Here is an 18,185-nt window from a genome sequence, read left to right as displayed (position 1 = left end):
GGATCTTCCCTTTTCACCCACGATCAACTATACATAATTGTATATACATTTGGAGTCTGGCATGAACAAGGAACTGTTGGCCTGCGATCGGGTCTGGATCAACCTCATCCCCGCTACCATGAGCGATGGCTATGGCCTCCTGGCCTCCCACGCCCTCGGCGTGAAAGCGGGCCGGATCCACGCCCTGATCCCCATGAGCGAGCTGGCCGGGCCCTTCCCCGAGAGCTGGCAGGATATGAAGGGCCGCCTGGCGACCCCGGGTCTTATCGACTGCCACACCCACCTCATCTATGCCGGCAGCCGCGCCGCCGAGTTCGAGCAGCGGCTGCAGGGGGTCCCCTACAGCGAGATCGCCCGCCAGGGTGGCGGCATCCTCAGCACGGTGCGTGCCACCCGTGCGGCCAGCGAGGAGGAGCTGTTCACGCTGGCGGCCAGCCGGCTCAAGAGCCTGCTGCGCGAAGGGGTCACCACGGTCGAGATCAAGTCCGGCTATGGCCTGACCCTGGAAGACGAGCTCAAGATGTTACGGGTCGCGCGCCGCCTTGGCCGCGCCCTGCCGGTGCGGGTACGCACCACCTTGCTGGCGGCCCACGCCGTGCCGCCCGAGTTCGACGCGGATGGCTGGGTCGATCTCATCTGCGACCAGCTGATCCCGATCGCCGCCGCCGAGGGGTTGGCCGACGCGGTCGACGTCTTCTGCGAGGGGATCGCCTTCAACTTGGCCCAGTGCGAGCGAGTCTTCTCCGCTGCCCGTGCCCACGGCCTGCCGGTCAAGGGGCACATGGAGCAGCTCTCCAACCTGGGCGGCAGCGCGCTCGCCGCCCGCTACCACGCCCTCTCGGTGGATCACCTGGAACACCTGGATGCCGCCGGCATCGCCGCCCTGGCCGAGAGCGGCACGGTGGCGGTACTGCTGCCCGGCGCCTTCTACTTCCTGCGCGACACCACCCTGCCGCCGGTACAGGCGCTGCGCGAGGCCGGCGTGCCCATCGCGGTCGCCTCCGACATCAACCCCGGCACCTCGCCGCTGGTCTCCCTGCGTCTGGCCATGAACATGGCCTGCACCCTGTTTCGTCTCACCCCGGAGGAGGCGCTGTGCGGCGTCACCCGTCACGGCGCCACGGCGCTTGGCGATGCAGGGCTGGGTCAGCTCAAGGTAGGCATGGAGGCCGACTTCCTGGTCTGGTCGTGCGCCCACCCGGCCGAGCTGGCCTATCAGGTCGGCGTCGACCAGCTGGTGGCGCGGGTCGTGAAAGGACAGGAAACCCTGGGAGGTCTGGCATGAGCGAGATGCAGGTATGGCAGGGTCGTCAGGACCCGGAAGACGGCGCCTTGGCCCTGCGCTGGCACGACAAAGTTCTGCCTTGGCAAGAGGCGCAGCCCTGGCAGGTACAGGACGAGGCGCCCGGCGTGGTGCTGCTCGGCTTTGCCTGTGACGAGGGGGTGCGCCGCAACAAGGGGCGGGTCGGCGCCGCCGGCGCGCCGCTGGCCATTCGCAAGCTGCTCGCCAACACCGCCTGGCACCTGAGTCAGCCCGTCTACGACGGCGGCGACGTGCGCTGTGAGGACGGGGATCTCGACGTTGCCCACGAGCGGCTGGCCGAGCGGGTCGCCGCTGCGCTGGGGCAGGGCCAGTTCCCGCTGGTACTGGGGGGCGGTCACGAGGTGGCGTTTGGCAGCTGGAGCGGCCTCAACCGTCATCTGGGCGGCCGTGGCAGGGTGGGCATCATCAACTTCGACGCCCACTTCGACCTGCGCATGAAACAGGAGCAGGCGAGCTCCGGCACTCCCTTCTTCCAGATCGCCGAGCAGTGCGCGGCGCAAGGCTCGCCCTTTACCTACGCCTGCCTCGGGGTGGCCGAGACCGCCAATACTCAGGCGCTTTTTGCCAGAGCGCAAACGTTGGGGGTGTGGCACGTGCTGGATGAGGCGATGACCCAGAGCGAGCTGCCTGTCCTGCTGGCGGGGTTGGATGCCTTCATCGCCCGCTGCGATCACCTCTATCTCACCATCGATCTCGACGTGCTGCCCGCTGCCGTCATGCCCGGCGTCAGTGCGCCGGCCGCCCGCGGCGTGGAGTTGGCGGTCATTGAACCGCTCATCGCCCATATCCGGGCCAGCGGCAAGCTCAGGCTCGCCGATCTGGCCGAGTACAACCCGAACCTGGATCTCGACAGCCGTAGCGCCCGCGTGGCGGCTCGTCTGGTCCACCAGTTAACCAAGTAGTGACCGAATCCATACACAAGGAGTGTCTATGTCCCTGCAACACCAGGATCCTCGTCATGATCCCAACCGGATCATCCGAGCCCCCCATGGCACACAGCTGACCGCCAAGAGCTGGCTCACCGAAGCGCCTCTACGCATGTTGATGAACAACCTGGATCCTGACGTGGCGGAGCATCCCCAGTCTCTGGTGGTGTACGGTGGCATCGGCCGCGCCGCTCGCAACTGGGCCTGCTACGACAAGATCGTCGAGGTGCTGACTCGCCTCGAGGACGACCAGACCCTGCTGGTGCAGTCGGGCAAGCCGGCGGGGGTGTTCCAGACCCACAAGGACGCCCCGCGGGTGCTGATTGCCAACTCCAACCTGGTGCCGCACTGGGCCAACTGGGAGCACTTCAACGAGCTCGATAAGAAGGGCCTGATGATGTACGGCCAGATGACCGCCGGCTCCTGGATCTACATCGGTACTCAGGGGATCGTGCAGGGCACCTACGAGACCTTCTTCGCCGTGGCGAACCAGCACTTCAACGGCGAACCCAAAGGGCGCTGGATCCTCACCGGCGGGCTCGGTGGCATGGGCGGCGCCCAGCCGCTGGCCGCCACCATGGCCGGCTTCTCGATGATCGCCGTGGAGTGCGACGAGACCCGCATCGATTTTCGCCTCAAGACCCGCTACGTCGACAAGAAGGCCCATAGCCTGGATGAGGCGCTGGCCATGGTCGAGGAAGCCAAACAGATCGGCACTGCCGTCTCCGTCGGCCTGCTCGGCAATGCCGCCGACGTCTTCGCCGAGTTGGTGGCCCGCGGCATCACGCCGGACGTGGTGACCGACCAGACCTCAGCCCACGACCCGATCCACGGCTACCTGCCCCAGGGCTGGAGCGTGGCCCAGTGGCGCGACCTGCAGAAGAGCGCGCCGCAAGAGGTCAACGTGGCCGCCCGCCGTTCCATGGCTCGCCAGGTGGAGGCCATGCTGACCCTGCAGGCCCGCGGTGCTGCCACGCTCGATTATGGGAATAACATCCGCCAGATGGCGCTGGAAGAGGGGGTCAAGAATGCCTTCGATTTCCCCGGTTTCGTCCCGGCCTATATCCGCCCGCTATTCTGCGAGGGCATTGGCCCGTTCCGCTGGGTGGCGCTCTCCGGCGATCCGGAAGACATCTACAAGACCGATCAGAAGGTGAAGGAGCTGATCCCGGACGATCCCCACCTGCACAACTGGCTCGACATGGCCCGCGAACGCATCGCCTTCCAGGGCCTGCCGGCGCGGATCTGCTGGGTCGGGGTCAAGGATCGGGTACGCCTGGGCCTGGCCTTCAACGAGATGGTGAAGAACGGCGAACTGAAAGCCCCCGTCGTCATCGGCCGCGACCACCTGGACTCCGGCTCGGTGGCGAGCCCGAACCGTGAGACCGAGTCGATGATGGATGGCTCAGACGCCGTCTCCGACTGGCCGCTGCTCAACGCCCTGCTCAACACAGCCGGCGGGGCGACCTGGGTCTCCCTGCACCACGGTGGCGGTGTCGGCATGGGCTTCTCCCAGCACTCCGGGGTGGTGATCGTCTGTGACGGCACCGACGACGCCGCCAAGCGGGTCGGCCGCGTGCTGCGCAACGACCCGGCCACCGGGGTGATGCGTCACGCCGACGCCGGCTACGAAATTGCCATCAACTGTGCCGTTGATGAGAAACTGGATCTGCCGATGATTGACGGCGCCAACGGTGTCAAAGGAAAGGTGTAACACCATGTTTGAATTGACTATTACCCCGGGCGAGCTGGATCTCGCCACCCTGCGCCGCGTCAGCCGCGAGCCGGTACACGTTTCGCTGGATCCCTCCGCCCTGGCGGGGATCCACGCCTCCGCCGCCGTGGTTACCAAGGTGATCGAGCAAAACCGGGTGGTGTATGGCATCAACACCGGCTTCGGCCTGCTGGCCAACACCCGCATTCCGGTGGAGCAGCTGGACGAGCTGCAGCGCTCCATCGTGCTCTCCCATGCCGCCGGTATCGGCGAGTACATGGATGACGCCACCGTGCGGCTGATGATGGTGCTCAAACTCAACTCCCTGGCCCGCGGCTTCTCCGGCATCCGGCTGGTGGTGCTGGAGGCCCTGATGCGCCTCATCAACGCCGAGGTCTACCCGGTGGTGCCGAAGAAGGGCTCCGTCGGCGCCTCCGGCGATCTGGCGCCGCTGGCCCACATGAGCTGCCTGCTGATCGGTGAAGGCAAGGCCCGCCACAAGGGCGAGCTGATCGACGCCACCACGGCCCTCAAGATTGCAGGCTTGGAGTCCATCGCACTGGCACCGAAAGAGGGGCTGGCACTGCTCAACGGCACCCAGGCGAGCACTGCCTTCGCGCTGGAAGGGCTGTTCCACGCCGAGGATCTCTACGCCGGCGCCATCACCATAGGCGCCATGAGCGTGGAGGCGGCCCTTGGCAGCCGCCGGCCATTCGATGCCCGCATTCACGAGGTGCGCGGTCAGCGCGGCCAGATCGACGCGGCCGCCTGCTACCGCCACCTGCTGGTGGATGGCAGCGAGATCGGCATGTCCCACCACAACTGCGAGAAGGTGCAGGATCCTTACTCCCTGCGCTGCCAGCCCCAGGTGATGGGCGCCTGCCTGACCCAGATCCGTCAGGCCGCCGAGGTGCTGGTGTGCGAGGCCAACGCGGTTTCCGACAACCCGCTGGTGTTTGCCGAGGATGAGGACATTCTCTCCGGCGGCAACTTCCACGCAGAACCCGTGGCCTTCGCCGCCGACAACCTGGCGCTGGCCATCGCCGAGATAGGCTCCCTGTCAGAGCGTCGCATGGCGCTGCTGATCGACTCGCGCATGTCCGGTCTGCCGGCCTTCCTGGTCAACAACGGCGGCGTCAACTCCGGCTTCATGATCGCCCAGGTTACCTCGGCGGCGCTCGCCTCCGAAAACAAGACGCTGGCACACCCGGCCTCGGTGGACAGCCTGCCCACCTCCGCCAACCAGGAGGATCACGTCTCCATGGCCACCTTCGCCGGCCGCCGGCTGGCGGACATGGCCGAGAACACCCGCGGCATCCTGGCGGTGGAGCTGCTGGCCGCTGCCCAGGGCCTGGATTTCCGTGCCCCGCTGCGCGCCAGTGAAGGGGTGGAAGCGGCCAAGGGACGCCTGCGCGCCCACGTGCCCTTCTACGACAAGGACAGGTACTTCGCCCCGGACATCGAGGCGGCGGCGAGCCTGCTTGGCACCGCCAGCTACAACGATCTGCTGCCGGCCGGTGTGCTGCCCAGCCTCTAAGCGGTCACTCCGCTCATAACAAAAGACCGCCCATCTGGCGGTCTTTTTCATATCCGGGGCACGGTGTCAGCCGTGCTCGAACATCAGAAACAGATAGACCACGAACAGCACCAGGTGGGTAGCCCCGTGCAGGGCGTGGGTGCGGCCGCTGCTGAAGGTGACTTTGCACACCATCAGGGTGGTGACCAGCAGCACCATGTCGGCAGGGGCGAGCCCCAGGCGCACCTCCTGTCCTATCAGGGAGCCGATAAAGAGCACGGCCGGCACTGTGAGGGCGATGGTGGCCAGCACGGAACCGAAATAGAGGTTCATGGCCCGTTGCAGTTGGTTGTTGAAGGCCGCCTTGATGGCGCCCACCGCCTCGGGGGCCAGCACGATACAGGCGACGATGAAACCGCCCAATGCCGCCGGGGCCTCCATCACCTGTACCCCGTGGTTGATGGGAATGGCCAGCGTCTTGGCCAGCAGGATCACCACCACCAGATAGGCGAGCAGCAACAGGGTGTGGTAGACGTTGCTCTTCAGCGGGCCATGGTGCTCCTCGTGATCCGCGTGGTCGCCATCGACGAAGAAGTGGCTGTGGCTGCGGGTCTGGATCAGCAGAAAGACCCCGTAGAGCAGCACGGAGACGATGATCAGCATCCAGGACATGGCGCGTGACAGGCTGCCGGCGTTACCTCCCTCGGTGAAGTTGGGCAGCACCAGGCAGAGCAGGGCCAGCGGTATGATGGCCACCAGATAGGATTTGACCCCGTCCAGATTGAAGTTCTGGGTGTGGTAGCGCCAGCCGCCAAACAGCAGGGTGAAACCCACCAGACCGTTGGTCACCAGCATCACCACCGCAAACATGGTGTCGCGGGCCATGGTGGGGTTGGGTTCACCGGTCAGCATCACCGAGGAGATCATCACCACCTCCAGCGAGATGACCGACAGAGTCAGGATCAGGGTACCGAAGGGCTCGCCAAGCTTGATGGCGAGGGCGTCGGAGTGGCGCACCACGGAGAAGATGGCCCAGGTAACGACGGCCAGCAGCCCCAGTGACACCGGCAGATAGAGCCCGAGCGGCGTTGTCTCTGTCAGCAGGTCGCTGCCTGCCGTCTTGAAAAAGAGCAGGGTCAGCAGGCCGACGGGCAGGGCAATCTCTTGCCGGATAAATGACTTCATAGGCAAGGGTCCTCTTGCGGGGGGTCATATGACCGGGGAAACAGGCGCGCAACGGCCGGTTGCGCGTGAGTTGGCCCGGTATGATAAAGGCTGTCCGTCACTGGAGCGGGATCATTTTGTTGCGAAATGTAAATGTGTGGAGTGAAGAGGGAAGAGTGGCTCGCGGTGCAGGGGCCACGAGCCGACGAAGAAGGATCAGGCTGCATGTTCCCCTCCCTGGGGATGATCAAGCAGCCACTCCTCCTGCCAGCGCAGCAGGGCCGACAGGGGAATGGGTTTGGCGAACAGATATCCCTGCAGCAGATAGACGCCTCTCTGGCTCAGGTAATCGGCCTGAAGCTGGGTTTCCACCCCTTCCGCAATCATCTCCATGCCGGACTCCCGGCCCGAGGCGATGATGGCATCCAGCACGCTGCGCTTGAGGTCGTGGGTGCCTATGGTGTCGACGAACATCTTGTCGATCTTGATCTGGCGGATCCCCAGTCGTTGTAGATAGGCAAAGCCGCCGTAGCCGGTACCGAAGTCGTCCAGCTTGAAGCGATAACCCATCTGATGCAGCGCGGTGATCTCGTGGGTCGCCGCCTGGATATTGGTGATGGGTTTGCGTTCGGTCAGCTCGAAGAGCAGGCGGTCGGGAAAGGGGGTATCGTGCTGTAGCAGCAGGTTGCGCAGCAGGGGGCGTTCGATGTGGGCCGCCACCAGGTTGACGCTGACCCACTGCCCCCCGGCCAGCTGTGGCAGATCGCGGAGCACCTGCTCCAGCAGTTGTTCGGTCATCGGCAGGATCAGCCCCTGGGCCTCCGCATAGTCGATGAAGGTACCCGGTGGCAGCAACTCTCCCCTGTGTTGCCAGCGCAGCAGCGCCTCGAAGCCGACCACCTGCTGGCTGCGACTGTCCACTATGGGTTGGTAGAAGGGGATGAACTCCCGTCGTGTCACACCGTTTTGCAGCATCCCCTTCAGAGAGTGGCGGTAGCTGCGCAGCAACCAGTAGGTGGCGTTGAACAGGAGGCCCAGTGCGCAGCCGAGCCAGAGGGCATATTGCCGGGTCTGGATAAGGGCGTAGTGGGCGAGGTTTTTTCCAGCCCAGACGGTCTGCTTGGTGAGGGCGTCCGTTTCCTGGAAGCTCAGGCTGCGGTTGTCCGCTTCCGCCTTGATGGACTTGTCGCCGCGGGGGAGGAGCATGGGTGGTGCGGCGGGGTCTCGCTGGCTGAACTCGAGGTAGAAGCAGCTGGGGCAGGGGTGTTGCAGCAGATCGTGGCTCCAGCTGTTGTCCAGCACCCAGTAAACGATGTTGTCTTTGACATGGTAATAGGCGATCAGCTCCTGTTCCGTGTCGTCATAGGCCGCAGTGACGGTCAGGCCCGCTTTGCCTGGCAGCTTGCCGCTGCGCTTTGCCTCGCTGATGAGGGAGAGGCCAGGCCCCAGGCTGGAGCAGCTGATACCGGACGCCAGCTCCAGTCCCTGCAGGCGCAGGTGGGTACTGTAAAAGCGGGGATCCCGCAGCAGGGCCATGTCTTGCTTGCCGCAATCGAAGTGGAATTGCTGCAACTGGGCACTGAGCGCAGTATCCAGAACCTGGTGGCGTGCCCTTATCGCCTCCCTGATCTCCCCGGCTTTTTGCTCGAGCAGGTGGCGTGCCACGAGATCGCTGAACCAGGGGCTGAGGGGTTGGCTGATCATGAGGGGGGTGGCAAACAGCAGCAAGCTGATCCAGAGGGGAGAAATGCGTAACACGGGTTACCTGCCAGATTGGACGAGACGCAAATGGGTTGCGTCATCTTAGCGCATTAGCAGAATCAACTTGAGACTGATGTATCAGATTTGAGGTTGCCGTTTGTAACTCACTGTAAGAAAACGATTTTTAGGACTTGATTGAGTTTGATTTAATCGATGACCTGTCATAAGTGACAATTGCCTGGCTTATCCGAAACGCATTAAAGTAGCCCTGCGGTTTGACTCACCGTGTGTTCAATACTCCTGTATCTGTTTTTTGTCAGTAGCACAGAGTGTTAGTTTTGATATTTTGATATGAGTGTTCCTTTTGGTCCCTTTTCAGGGACCATTTTTCTCTCTGTCACTTCTCCTTTCTCCGGGCCTGCAGCCCACCATCTTTGGTATTCTTCCGGCACCTTGGTTATGCTCCCTGCGGCGTAAATTGCAGAAGCGGGATCTTCATCCATAGCTGCGGCGTGATCCCCACTGCTACCATGAGGCCACAAGGATGGTCCGGGCATACGGAAAAGCACATGAAACTGACTACACAGCTTGTCTCATTCATCACCCTGTGCGTGATCGCCGCCATGGCGACCGTGCTCATCGGCGGGGTCTTCAGCTTTCGTGAACTGGGCATGGAGCTGCAACAGAAGAAGGTCGACGCCCTGGTCGAGGTGATCGACGAGCAGCTGGATGTCAGCCAGAACGTGGATGCGATGAGCAACTGGCTGCCCACCCTGCTGCGGGCCGCCCATGTGGTCGAGCTGGAAGTGCGCCAGAACGATCAGCGGGTCTACTGGTTTCGCGATGTGCAACGCCCGGTCGATGAACAGCTACTGCTCTCCTACAGTCATTCGCTTCCTCACCAGGCCGGCATGCAGGCCAATTTCCGGCTCGAACGTCCCTTCAAGGAGGTGGAGTACTCCATCGAGGCAATGTCGGGTATCTCGTTTGGCATCTTCATCGTGGTGTTCGGTCTCTGGTACTCCATCCGCTGGTTGCGCCAGCAGTTGCGGGGGGCCGAGTTGCTGGGGATTCGTGCCCAGCTGATCCTGGATGACAAGCTCTCCAAGCTCAGCCATGACCCGTCCGAGGAGTGGCCGGTGGCCGCCAGTCAGGCCCTCGATCATCTGCTGGCCGAGCTGGCCGATGCCCGCAAGGAGCGCAGCCGTTTCGACAACTTCATTCGCAGCAACGCCTTTGTCGACAAGATGACCGGCATCGGCAATCGCCTGTTTTTCGACAACCGGCTGGAGAGCGCCATCATGGAGGCGAGCGTGATGAGCGGCGGCGTGCTGCTTATCGATCTCGCCTGTCTGGAGGAGCTGGAGGCCGAACAGTACGAGCAGCTTGGCCCCGACCTGCTGGCTCAGGCGAGCGCAACCATAGGGGCCTTCGTGCGCAAGCACAGCGGCGCCCTGCAGGCGCGTTACGCCGGCCAGGTGTTTGCCGTATTGTTGCCCAACATGTCCGAGAGCGAGATGGTGGACAGCGCCAGCCAGCTGCTCAAGAGCCTGCAGCGTCTGCATTGGCCGGACGAGGTCAACCCCGAGACCGCCGTCTATCTCGGCGCCGTTTGTTACCACTCCCAGGACAATCTGCTCAAGGTGCAGGAGGAGGCCGAGCTGGCCCTCAAGAGCGCCCGCCTGCAGGGGCACAACGGTTGGTTCCTCTACGAAAAGCAACTGGAGGAGGAGCAGAGCAGCAAGGGCTCGGTGCGCTGGCGCACCCTGATTGGTCGCCGCCTCGAGGAACATGGCATCGACTTCTACACCCAGGCGATCCAGCAGGATCGCGGCCAGGTGGTATTGCAGCAGGAGCTGCTCACCTATCTCCACGATGAGCAGGGGCGCGCCCTGCCAGCCGGGGTCTTCATGCCGATGGCGGAGAAGGTGGGGATGCTGCTGCAACTGGATCGGCTGGTGGCGGAGCAGACCTTGCAGCTGCTGCGCCAGCGCGCCGAGCACAGCTGCCCCATCAGCCTGACCCTGAGCGCCCAGAGTCTGCTTCATCGCGAATTCCAGCGCTGGCTCTTCTTCGCCCTGTTCCAGCTGCCGCGCAGCACCAACGAACGGCTGGTGCTGCAGCTGTCGGAAGCCCAGGTCACCCGTCATTACGAGGCGCTCAAGCGGCCGCTGCGCTCCCTGCGCATGCTTGGCTGCCGCTTGGCCATCGACCACGCCGGCCAGGATGTGGTGAGCACCCAGTACATCAAGGAGTTCGAGATCAACTTCCTCAAGCTGCATCCCAGCCTGGTGCGGGAGATCCACTCCCGCCAGGTCAACCAGATGGCGGTGCGCAGCCTGGTGGGAGGCTGCGCCAACACCCCGACCCGGGTGCTGGCGGTGGGAGTGGAGAGCGAAGAGGAGTGGAAGATGCTGCGCCACCTCGGGGTGCACGCCGGTCAGGGGCCCTGGTTTGCCGCGCCGGAGCGGCTGCTGATAGAACCGGTCGGCGTCTGAGTCGGGCGGCGCGAGCCGCCGTCAGAGACGCCCCTGCTCCTTGAGCCCCGCCAGCCCCTGCAGGCCGCCGGTGTGGATGAAGACGATCCGGCTGCCGGCCGGGATACGGCCCGCTGCCAACTCGCGAAACAGTCCCCACATCGCCTTGCCGCTGTAGATGGGCTCGAGCGGCAGGCCGGTCTCGGCGCTGAAGGCCTGCACCCATTGCCAGAGCGCCGGGCTGAAACGGGCGTAGCCGCCGTCATGGTGATCCAGCGCGATCCGCCAGCCGGGCATCATGGCCGCGGCCGGGTAGAGCCGGCACACCTCGTCGGCGATGAAGCTGCCCCCCTTGAGCACGGCGATGGCAAGGATCTGTTCCGGATCCCGCTTGCCCGCGATGAGGCCGGCCAGGGTGCCGCCGCTGGCACAGGGCAGCACCCAGAGATCCGGCGAGAAGGGGACTTCGTCGACCAGCTCGGCAACCCCCGGGATGGCGAGGGGGCTGCTGCCTCCTTCCGGCACTATCAGGGTATCTGCGGCCGCAAACCGGGCCAGCCACTCGGGGTCATGTCGCCTGCGGTAGGTCTGCCGGTCGACAAAGCGCAGGGCCATGCCCCAGCGGCTGGCATCCGTCAGGGTGGGGTTGCCGATGGCCTCCGGTTCGCCCCGGATGATACCGGTGGTGCGCAGCCCGTAATGGTGGCCCGCCGCCGCCAGGGCATGGATGTGGTTGGAGTAGGCGCCGCCAAAGGAAAGCAGGTGCTGCTTGCCCTGTTCGCTGGCATGCTGCAGGTGATATTTCAGCTTGCGCCACTTGTTGCCCGAGATGGTCGGGTGGATCAGATCGTCCCGCTTGCACCAGAGTTCCACCCCGTAGTGGGCGAGCAGGGGATGCCGGATGGGGTGCAGTGGCGATGGCAGGGGGCTGTCCCCCTTAGTTGCCAGAGGTGTAAGGCTGTCTTGCAAGGGTGAGTCCGTCTTTTGCTGGAGGCTAATTCTCTGTTTATGTTAAGATTTCATGCTTTTTGCCAATTAATGACGGGGCGGTTTACATGAAACAACTGTTCAAACGGTCAACGCCAAGTCGCCAGGTGGGGCTCCTGCTGGCCAATGACAGGATCATGCTGGCTGCCGTCGCCAATCCCCCCGTCTTCACCACCCGGACCATCAACGGACCGCACGAGTGGGGCCAGGCCGTCAATGAACTGTTCAGTCGTCATGGCCTCGCCAAGTCTAAAGTGCGTGTCGCCCTGGCCGCCAGCCTTTATCAGCAGATCCAGATCGACAAGCCCGCCGTGCCCGAGGCCGAGATGGCCGGCGCCCTGCCCTGGGCCATCAAGGATTATGTCAGCGAACCCGTGCTGCAGCTCGCCATGGATTATGTCGACCTGCCCACGCCCCCTGCCGGTCAGCCGCGGATCAATGTGATCTGCCTGCCCAAGGGCCGGGTACAGCAGGTGGCGGAGGCCATCAACGGCGTCGCCACTCTGGATGCCATCGTCAGCGACGAGCTGGCACTCACCTCCCTCTACGAGGCCGACAAGGCGGTGCGCATGCTGCTGTGGCAACCCAGGGGGCAGGATCTGCAACTGCTGGTGTTCCATCAGGGCGGACTCTGCTTCTCCCGCCAGCTGCGCGGCTTTGGGGCGCTGACCGGAGAACAGGAGGAACCGGATGCCCTGCTGCTCGATACCCTGGCGCTGGAGATCCAGCGCTCCCTCGACTATCTGACCGGTCAGCTCAAGCTGCCGGAGCTGGGCCAGATGCAGCTGGCCATCGCCTCCTCCTTCATCGGTACCCTGGTGCGCCACATGGAACAGACCTTCGGCATGGCCGTCTCCGCCATGGCCAACAAGGCGGTGCTGGCGGGGGTCGAGTATTTGTCTGCGTATGCCGCCGCCATCGGGGAGGATGCGTGATGAAACGCCAGATCAACCTCTACGGCGCCGAGTTTCGCCCCAAACGCCAGTGGGCCAGCCTCAACCAGATGGCGCTGGCCTGGGGCGCCGGCCTGCTGCTGATCCTGCTGATGGCTGCTGGCTATGGCTGGCAGCAACAACAGGTCAGTCGGGCGTTGGCGCTGGTCAATACCGAGCTGGCGCACAAACGTAGCGAGGCTCAGAGGCTTGATGCCGAGCTGGCCCGCCATCAGGCCGATCCCCGCTTGCAACAGCGGCTCACCGGTCTGCAGGAGGAGTTGACTGCCAAGCAGGGGCTGATGCGCCAGCTGGGCAGCCTGAGCCTGCAAAAATCCCTGGGGTATGCCAGCGTGATGGCGGATCTGTCGCGGATCCGCAGCAGCAACCTCTCGCTGCAACGCATCGAAATCAACGAAGGGCGGTTCAATCTCTCCGGTTTTGCCGGGCGCAGCCAGGATGTGCCCGCCTGGGTCAATCGTTTCAAGCAGACTCCCAGTCTGGCGGGCCAGGAGTTTGGCGAACTGACCCTGAGCCGTGACAAGGAGGGTCGCCTGACCTTCCAGCTCAGCGGCATAGCGCGGGAGAAACCCTGATGACCCTGAAAGAACAGTGGCAGGACTGGAGCCAGCGTATCGCCGCCCTGAGCCAGCGTGAACGGGTGCTGATCCTGCTGACCGGGCTGGTGGTGTTGGGGGCGGTTGGCTTCTATGGCTGGCTCGATGGCGCCGCGACCCGACTGCAGCAAGACCGCATGGCGCTGAACGCCGCCGAACGGGATCGCGAGCTCATGGATCTGGAGAATCTCGGCAAGCAGGCTCGCCTCAAGCGGGATCCCGATCAGAGCGTTCGGGAACAGCTGGCGCGCACCGAGGATGAGCTGGCCCGGCTCGACGAGCGGCTCAAGGCCCAGACCGTGGATCTGATCCCGGCCCGCGAGATGCCGCAGGTGCTGGAGGCGCTGCTCTCCCGCTCTGCCAACCTGCACATGCTGGCCCTCAGTTCCCTGGAGCCGACCCCATTGATGGCTGGCGAACAGAAGATGAATCTCTACAAGCACGGCATCCGGCTGCAGTTGGAAGGGGGCTATTTCGACGTGTATCAGTATCTCAAGGCACTCGAGGCCCTGCCGCGCCACTTTTACTGGAAGCGGTTCGACTACCGGGTGAAAGATTACCCGGGGGCCTTGGTGGAGATGGAGATCTACACCCTGAGCACCAGCAAGGAGTTCATTCGTGGCTAGATGGTTCCCATTGTGTTGTTGCCTGTTCGGAGCCCAGATCATGGCGCAGCCGACCGAGGTGTTGCAGGATCCCACGGCGCCGCTGGCGGAGATGGCCGGTGGCTCTGCGGCCAGCGGTCAGGGGAGTGCCGGGTTGCCGAAATTGCAGAGCATAGTGCTGGGCAACGGTCCGGCGCTGGCGGTGCTCAACGGCAAGAGTTACCGGATAGGACAGCAGATCGAAGGATATACGCTGGTGGCCATCCAGGCCGATGGTGTCGTGCTCGAGAAGGCGGGAAAACGCCACGCGCTGACACTGTTTGCCAGCAAGGTTCGGGTTTAATCCTGGCGGCCCCACAGGGGCGCCGGGTTTATCGCATTTAATTGCAAGTCAGGGTGCATTGATTACATGAAAACACACCGTCTCTGTCTGATCGCCGTGGCCATGATGGCCGCCGGCTGTACCACGTATCGACACCCTGAGCCCACCCAGGCCAAGGACGCCCTCAAGCAGGCCATGAGCGAACAGCAGAAGCAGGCCGCCCCCCTGACCACCCTGCCCGAATCGGTGCAAAGCGAATTGCTGCAGCTGAACCGGCCGCAGACCCCCGTGCCCATGCCGGAAAAGCGGCTGCGCATCGCCGCCCACGACGTGGAGGCAGTCGAGTTTTTCGGCTCCCTGTTCAAGGGATCCCGCTACAGCGTGGCGGTGCACCCCGGAGTCTCCGGGCTGGTCTCCGTTGAGCTCAAGGACGTCACCCTGCAGGAGGTGCTGGCGGTGGTGGGTGACATGTACGGTTTCGATGTGCAGCGCAAGGGCAACGTGTTTCACATCTACCCGGCCGGCCTGCGGACCGAGACCATTCCGGTCAACTATCTGATGATGTCCCGGCGCGGCCTCTCCCGTACCTCGGTCAGTACCGGCGGGGTCACCTCCAACGACAATAACAACAGCAATAACAACAGTTTCGACAGCGCCAACAGCAACAACACCAGCACCAGCAACTCGTCCGGCAGCAACGGCAACTCGGACAACAGCAACGGCACCCGTATCGAGACCGACACCAACAGTGACTACTGGACCGATCTGCGCACCTCTCTGGAGATGCTGATCGGCACCGGCGACGGCCGCGCCGTCATCACCAGCCCGCAGGCGGGTCTGGTGACCATTCGCGCCTATCCGAAGGAGCTCAAGGCGGTGCGCGAGTTCCTCAACCAGTCCGAGAGCCACCTCAAGCGCCAGGTGGTGCTGGAGGCGCGGATCCTGGAGGTGGCCCTCAGCGAGGGTTATGAACAGGGGGTGGACTGGAGCGGTCTGACCGCCAGCTGGGGTGGCAACAAGGGCATTCCGACGGTGGCCCAGCCTATCCTGACTGCGCCGGGCAGTGCCCCTGCTTACAACCTGCTGAATGGTGCAGGTTCGCTGGGAAGCAGCCTGGTTGGCGCGGCGAACCCCATATTCAAGGCGATTGGCGGTGGCGCCGGTTTCACCATCACGGATGGCAACTTCAACGTGGCGGTCAACCTGCTCAAGACCCAGGGGGATGTGAATACCCTCTCGAGCCCGCGGGTGACGGCGACCAACAACCAGAAAGCGGTGATCAAGGTGGGGACGGACGAGTATTTCGTCACCAACGCCTCGACCACCATCACCACCAACTCCTCCGGCGTTTCCGACAAGACCCCGAACGTGGAACTGACCCCCTTCTTCTCCGGCATCGCGCTGGATGTGACGCCGCAGATCGACGAAGAGGGCAAGGTGCTGTTGCACATCCACCCCTCCGTCATCGATACCGAGGAGCAGAACAAGGTGATCGACATGGGGACCACGGGTGGCAAGCTGGAGCTGCCGCTGGCCAGAAGCTCCATTCGGGAGTCCGATACCGTGGTGCAGGCCAACAATGGCGACATCATCGTCATCGGCGGCCTGATGAAGACCGACAAGCAGGAGATCGTCAGCAAGGTGCCCCTGCTCGGCGACATTCCCTGGGTCGGCGAGGCCTTCACCAACCGCCGCGAAAGCACCAAGAAGGTGGAACTGGTGATCCTGCTCAAGCCGACCGTGGTGGAGAAGGAGACCTGGCAGAACGAGCTGCAGCGCTCCGCCGATCTGCTCGACAAATGGTATCCCCCCAAGGGTTGATGGCATGAGCGCGGATCCGGCTCTGTCCCATGATCTGGTGCTGGCGGGTGGTCTGTCGCAGGCCGCCCGGCCCGGGCGCGGGAGCTGACGGCATGTATCTGGAGCATTTCGGGCTGCAGGAGGCGCCGTTCGGCCTCACCCCCAATACCGGTTTTTACTACGGCCTGCCCCCGCACGAGGAGGCGCTGCAGGTGCTCAACTGGGCGCTGTCGCAGGGGGAGGGCTTCATCAAGGTGACCGGCGAGGTGGGCACCGGCAAGACCCTGCTGTGCCGCAAGCTGCTGGGGGAGCTGGGTTCGGAGGCGCACCCAGTGCGCATCGCCTGGTTGCCCAACCCGCACCTCTCTCCGGCCGAGCTGCGCATCGCCCTGGCGCTGGAGCTGGGTCTGTCGGTGCACGACGACAGCGAGCTGGACATCACGGATCGCATCCATCGCCACCTCATCGCCCTGCATCAGCAGGGGAGCCGGGTGGTGGTGCTGATCGACGAGGCCCAGGCCCTGCCGGACGAGACCCTGGAGGCGATCCGGCTGTTTGGCAACCTCGAGACCGAATCGAGCAAGCTGTTGCAGATAGTGCTGTTTGGCCAGCCCGAGCTGGATAACCGGCTCGGCAAGCCCCATCTGCGCCAGCTGCGCCAGCGGATCGGTTTCTCTTACTGCCTGCGGCCCCTGAGCCGGGATGAGACCCGCGCCTATCTGGAACACAGGTTGCAAGTCTCCGGCTATCGCGGCGCGCCGCTGTTCAGTCACCGCGCCCTGACGCTTCTGTGGCGCGCTTCGCGCGGCGTGCCCCGACTTATCAACGTACTGGCGCAGAAGTGCCTGATGCTGGCCTATGGTCAGGGGGCGCGGCAGATAGCGCCGCGTCTGGTGCACCTCGCCATCCGCGATACCGATGATGCGCGCAAGGGCGCCCCGGGTCGCTGGTGGCCCCTGTTACTGCTGCTGGGGTGCGCCCTGGCTTATGGAGTCTGGCAATGAGCGTGATCAACCAGATGCTCAAGGATCTGGAACAGCGCCAGCAAGGATCCGCGGGAGCTGCCGTCTATGTCGCACCGGCCCGCAAACAGGGCTGGTGGATGCTGCTATTGACCCTGCTCTGTGGCCTGGCCCTCGGGATCCTCGGTTGGCGCACCTGGATCTACTGGCAGCAGACCCGGGCTATGAGTGTGGTCAGTGAACCCGTGGCGGCCGATGTGGTGGCCCGGGTGGCACCGTCGCCAATGCTCGCGCCCGTCGAGTCGGAGCCCGTCGAGGTGGCGGTGACGCTGCCGCAGCCCCGCTCAGCCGCCGATGAGAATAGGGATGAAGAGCCGTATACCTTGTCCGGGCCCGCGTTTGATGAGGTAGATGAGGCCGGGGAGGGCGATGAGCCCATGCCCAGCGATGAGGAGTTGCAGCCGGATCTGCATGCCGAACTGGCCGCGGAGCAGCAGGCGGTGGCCGAGCCACCGCGCAAACCGGGCGTGCTGAAGATCGAAACCGTCGAGCTCTCCCCGCAGGAGCTGGCGGTGCTGGCCGAGCGCAAGGCGACTGTCGCCATGGCCAAGGGTAACCTGAGGGATGCCCAGGACAATTACTATCAGGTGCTGGAACACGATCCCCACAACCAGGGGGCGCGGGAGCAGCTGGCGGGTCTCCTCTATGGCGAGGGTCGGCTGGCCGAAGCCCGCCAGTTGCTGGAGGAGGGGCTCAGGCTTGAGCCCCAGCAGGCGGATTTTCGGCTCCTGCTGGCCCGCCTTGCCATCAGCGAGGGTCAACGGCAACAGGCGCTTGGCTGGCTCGCCGGTTATCAACCGGAGCTGGCCGCCAATCTCGATTATTACGCCACCTGGGCCGGGCTGACCCAGGAGCTGGGACGCAACGCCGAGGCGGCAGATCTCTATGTGAAGCTGCTGCGCCAGCAGCCGGATCAGGGCCGTTGGTGGCTCGGGCTGGGCGTGGCCGAGGATGGCCAGGGCCACAGCCAGCGGGCGCTGGACGCCTATCGCAACGCCCTGCTCCATGGCAATCTGGGTGAGGCTTCCACCAGCTGGCTGGAACAGCGCGTCGCCCAGCTCGCCCCCTGACGGGCGAC

At 64.2% G+C, this 18,185-nt stretch carries 16 protein-coding genes; 12 read left to right on the top strand and 4 right to left on the bottom strand.

What is annotated here, in order from left to right:
• Window positions 1-61 precede the first annotated feature (61 nt).
• Genes hutI through hutH form a run of 4 tightly spaced genes read left to right on the top strand, consistent with a single transcriptional unit; the run spans window position 62 to window position 5,501 of the window.
• Window positions 62-1,285 carry an imidazolonepropionase gene (hutI, locus tag I6L37_RS02500; protein WP_216993203.1) on the top strand — a complete coding sequence of 408 codons (1,224 nt, stop codon included), beginning with the start codon at window positions 62-64 and terminating at the stop codon, window positions 1,283-1,285.
• Window positions 1,282-2,226 (top strand): formimidoylglutamase, encoded by a 945-nt coding sequence (hutG, locus tag I6L37_RS02495; RefSeq protein WP_216993202.1) that lies wholly within the window; start codon window positions 1,282-1,284, stop codon window positions 2,224-2,226. Before hutI ends, hutG begins: the two co-directional genes overlap by 4 nt.
• 28 nt (window positions 2,227-2,254) lie before the next feature.
• Window positions 2,255-3,964: a urocanate hydratase gene (gene hutU / locus I6L37_RS02490; RefSeq protein ID WP_216993201.1), complete on the top strand. Its 1,710-nt coding sequence runs from the start codon at window positions 2,255-2,257 to the stop codon at window positions 3,962-3,964.
• 4 nt (window positions 3,965-3,968) lie between these two features.
• Entirely contained in the window at window positions 3,969-5,501 is a 1,533-nt protein-coding gene (gene hutH / locus I6L37_RS02485) for a histidine ammonia-lyase (protein ID WP_216993200.1), read from the top strand.
• A gap of 66 nt (window positions 5,502-5,567) precedes the next feature.
• Here the strand turns inward: hutH and I6L37_RS02480 are convergent, their stop codons facing one another.
• The 3 genes from I6L37_RS02480 to I6L37_RS02470 form a co-directional block, all read right to left on the bottom strand.
• On the bottom strand, window positions 5,568-6,665 hold the full coding sequence (locus I6L37_RS02480) for a calcium:proton antiporter (protein WP_216993199.1): 1,098 nt from the start codon (window positions 6,663-6,665) through the stop codon (window positions 5,568-5,570).
• Window positions 6,666-6,860: 195 nt separating this feature from the next.
• The gene (locus I6L37_RS02475) at window positions 6,861-8,348 is read right to left on the bottom strand and encodes an EAL domain-containing protein (RefSeq protein WP_216994108.1); all 1,488 of its coding nucleotides are present in this window, start codon (window positions 8,346-8,348) and stop codon (window positions 6,861-6,863) included.
• Window positions 8,349-8,677: 329 nt separating this feature from the next.
• Window positions 8,678-8,848, bottom strand: coding sequence for a hypothetical protein (locus I6L37_RS02470; protein WP_156130737.1), 171 nt, complete (start codon window positions 8,846-8,848; stop codon window positions 8,678-8,680).
• Window positions 8,849-8,914: 66 nt separating this feature from the next.
• Here I6L37_RS02470 and I6L37_RS02465 point away from each other — a divergent pair, with 66 nt between their 5' ends.
• The gene (locus tag I6L37_RS02465; RefSeq protein ID WP_216993198.1) at window positions 8,915-10,843 is read left to right on the top strand and encodes an EAL domain-containing protein; all 1,929 of its coding nucleotides are present in this window, start codon (window positions 8,915-8,917) and stop codon (window positions 10,841-10,843) included.
• Window positions 10,844-10,864: 21 nt separating this feature from the next.
• On the opposite strand, the gene I6L37_RS02460 is transcribed toward I6L37_RS02465, so the two are convergent.
• Window positions 10,865-11,791, bottom strand: a complete 927-nt coding sequence (locus I6L37_RS02460) for a 1-aminocyclopropane-1-carboxylate deaminase/D-cysteine desulfhydrase (RefSeq protein WP_216993197.1) — start codon at window positions 11,789-11,791, stop codon at window positions 10,865-10,867.
• 86 nt (window positions 11,792-11,877) lie between these two features.
• Between I6L37_RS02460 and I6L37_RS02455 the strand changes: the two genes are divergently transcribed.
• The 7 genes from I6L37_RS02455 to I6L37_RS02425 all read left to right on the top strand — a co-directional run bounded on the left by I6L37_RS02455 (window position 11,878) and on the right by I6L37_RS02425 (window position 18,177).
• Entirely contained in the window at window positions 11,878-12,744 is an 867-nt protein-coding gene (locus I6L37_RS02455; RefSeq protein ID WP_216993196.1) for an MSHA biogenesis protein MshI, read from the top strand.
• Window positions 12,744-13,337, top strand: coding sequence for a PilN domain-containing protein (locus I6L37_RS02450; RefSeq protein WP_201942631.1), 594 nt, complete (start codon window positions 12,744-12,746; stop codon window positions 13,335-13,337). The genes I6L37_RS02455 and I6L37_RS02450 overlap by 1 nt, the downstream gene beginning before the upstream one ends.
• Complete coding sequence (gene pilO, locus I6L37_RS02445; RefSeq protein ID WP_026455891.1) at window positions 13,337-13,984, top strand: type 4a pilus biogenesis protein PilO; 648 nt, start codon at window positions 13,337-13,339, stop codon at window positions 13,982-13,984. The genes I6L37_RS02450 and pilO overlap by 1 nt, the downstream gene beginning before the upstream one ends.
• The gene (locus tag I6L37_RS02440; protein WP_026455892.1) at window positions 13,977-14,306 is read left to right on the top strand and encodes a GspB domain-containing protein; all 330 of its coding nucleotides are present in this window, start codon (window positions 13,977-13,979) and stop codon (window positions 14,304-14,306) included. Before pilO ends, I6L37_RS02440 begins: the two co-directional genes overlap by 8 nt.
• 66 nt (window positions 14,307-14,372) lie before the next feature.
• A complete protein-coding gene (mshL, locus tag I6L37_RS02435) occupies window positions 14,373-16,106 on the top strand; it encodes a pilus (MSHA type) biogenesis protein MshL (RefSeq protein ID WP_124239687.1) in 1,734 nt (577 codons plus the stop codon).
• 92 nt (window positions 16,107-16,198) lie between these two features.
• The gene (locus I6L37_RS02430; protein ID WP_216993195.1) at window positions 16,199-17,089 is read left to right on the top strand and encodes an ExeA family protein; all 891 of its coding nucleotides are present in this window, start codon (window positions 16,199-16,201) and stop codon (window positions 17,087-17,089) included.
• Window positions 17,086-18,177: a tetratricopeptide repeat protein gene (locus I6L37_RS02425; protein WP_216993194.1), complete on the top strand. Its 1,092-nt coding sequence runs from the start codon at window positions 17,086-17,088 to the stop codon at window positions 18,175-18,177. Before I6L37_RS02430 ends, I6L37_RS02425 begins: the two co-directional genes overlap by 4 nt.
• Window positions 18,178-18,185: the final 8 nt, after the last annotated feature.

Origin of the sequence: Aeromonas sp. FDAARGOS 1407 (genome assembly GCF_019048725.1) — a bacterium.
GTDB classification, from domain to species: Bacteria; Pseudomonadota; Gammaproteobacteria; order Enterobacterales; family Aeromonadaceae; genus Aeromonas; species Aeromonas enteropelogenes.
This window is presented reverse-complemented; position numbering and strand designations above follow the sequence as displayed.

Excerpts from the sequence above, each read along its gene's own strand:
- hutI (WP_216993203.1), top strand. The coding sequence starts at position 62 with ATGAACAAGGAACTGTTGGCCTGCGATCGGGTCTGGATCAACCTCATC.
- hutG (WP_216993202.1), top strand. The coding sequence starts at position 1,282 with ATGAGCGAGATGCAGGTATGGCAGGGTCGTCAGGACCCGGAAGACGGC.
- hutU (WP_216993201.1), top strand. The coding sequence starts at position 2,255 with ATGTCCCTGCAACACCAGGATCCTCGTCATGATCCCAACCGGATCATC.
- hutH (WP_216993200.1), top strand. The coding sequence starts at position 3,969 with ATGTTTGAATTGACTATTACCCCGGGCGAGCTGGATCTCGCCACCCTG.
- I6L37_RS02480 (WP_216993199.1), bottom strand. The coding sequence starts at position 6,665 with ATGAAGTCATTTATCCGGCAAGAGATTGCCCTGCCCGTCGGCCTGCTG.
- I6L37_RS02475 (WP_216994108.1), bottom strand. The coding sequence starts at position 8,348 with ATGATCAGCCAACCCCTCAGCCCCTGGTTCAGCGATCTCGTGGCACGC.
- I6L37_RS02470 (WP_156130737.1), bottom strand. The coding sequence starts at position 8,848 with ATGGATGAAGATCCCGCTTCTGCAATTTACGCCGCAGGGAGCATAACC.
- I6L37_RS02465 (WP_216993198.1), top strand. The coding sequence starts at position 8,915 with ATGAAACTGACTACACAGCTTGTCTCATTCATCACCCTGTGCGTGATC.
- I6L37_RS02455 (WP_216993196.1), top strand. The coding sequence starts at position 11,878 with ATGAAACAACTGTTCAAACGGTCAACGCCAAGTCGCCAGGTGGGGCTC.
- I6L37_RS02450 (WP_201942631.1), top strand. The coding sequence starts at position 12,744 with ATGAAACGCCAGATCAACCTCTACGGCGCCGAGTTTCGCCCCAAACGC.
- pilO (WP_026455891.1), top strand. The coding sequence starts at position 13,337 with ATGACCCTGAAAGAACAGTGGCAGGACTGGAGCCAGCGTATCGCCGCC.
- mshL (WP_124239687.1), top strand. The coding sequence starts at position 14,373 with ATGAAAACACACCGTCTCTGTCTGATCGCCGTGGCCATGATGGCCGCC.
- I6L37_RS02430 (WP_216993195.1), top strand. The coding sequence starts at position 16,199 with ATGTATCTGGAGCATTTCGGGCTGCAGGAGGCGCCGTTCGGCCTCACC.
- I6L37_RS02425 (WP_216993194.1), top strand. The coding sequence starts at position 17,086 with ATGAGCGTGATCAACCAGATGCTCAAGGATCTGGAACAGCGCCAGCAA.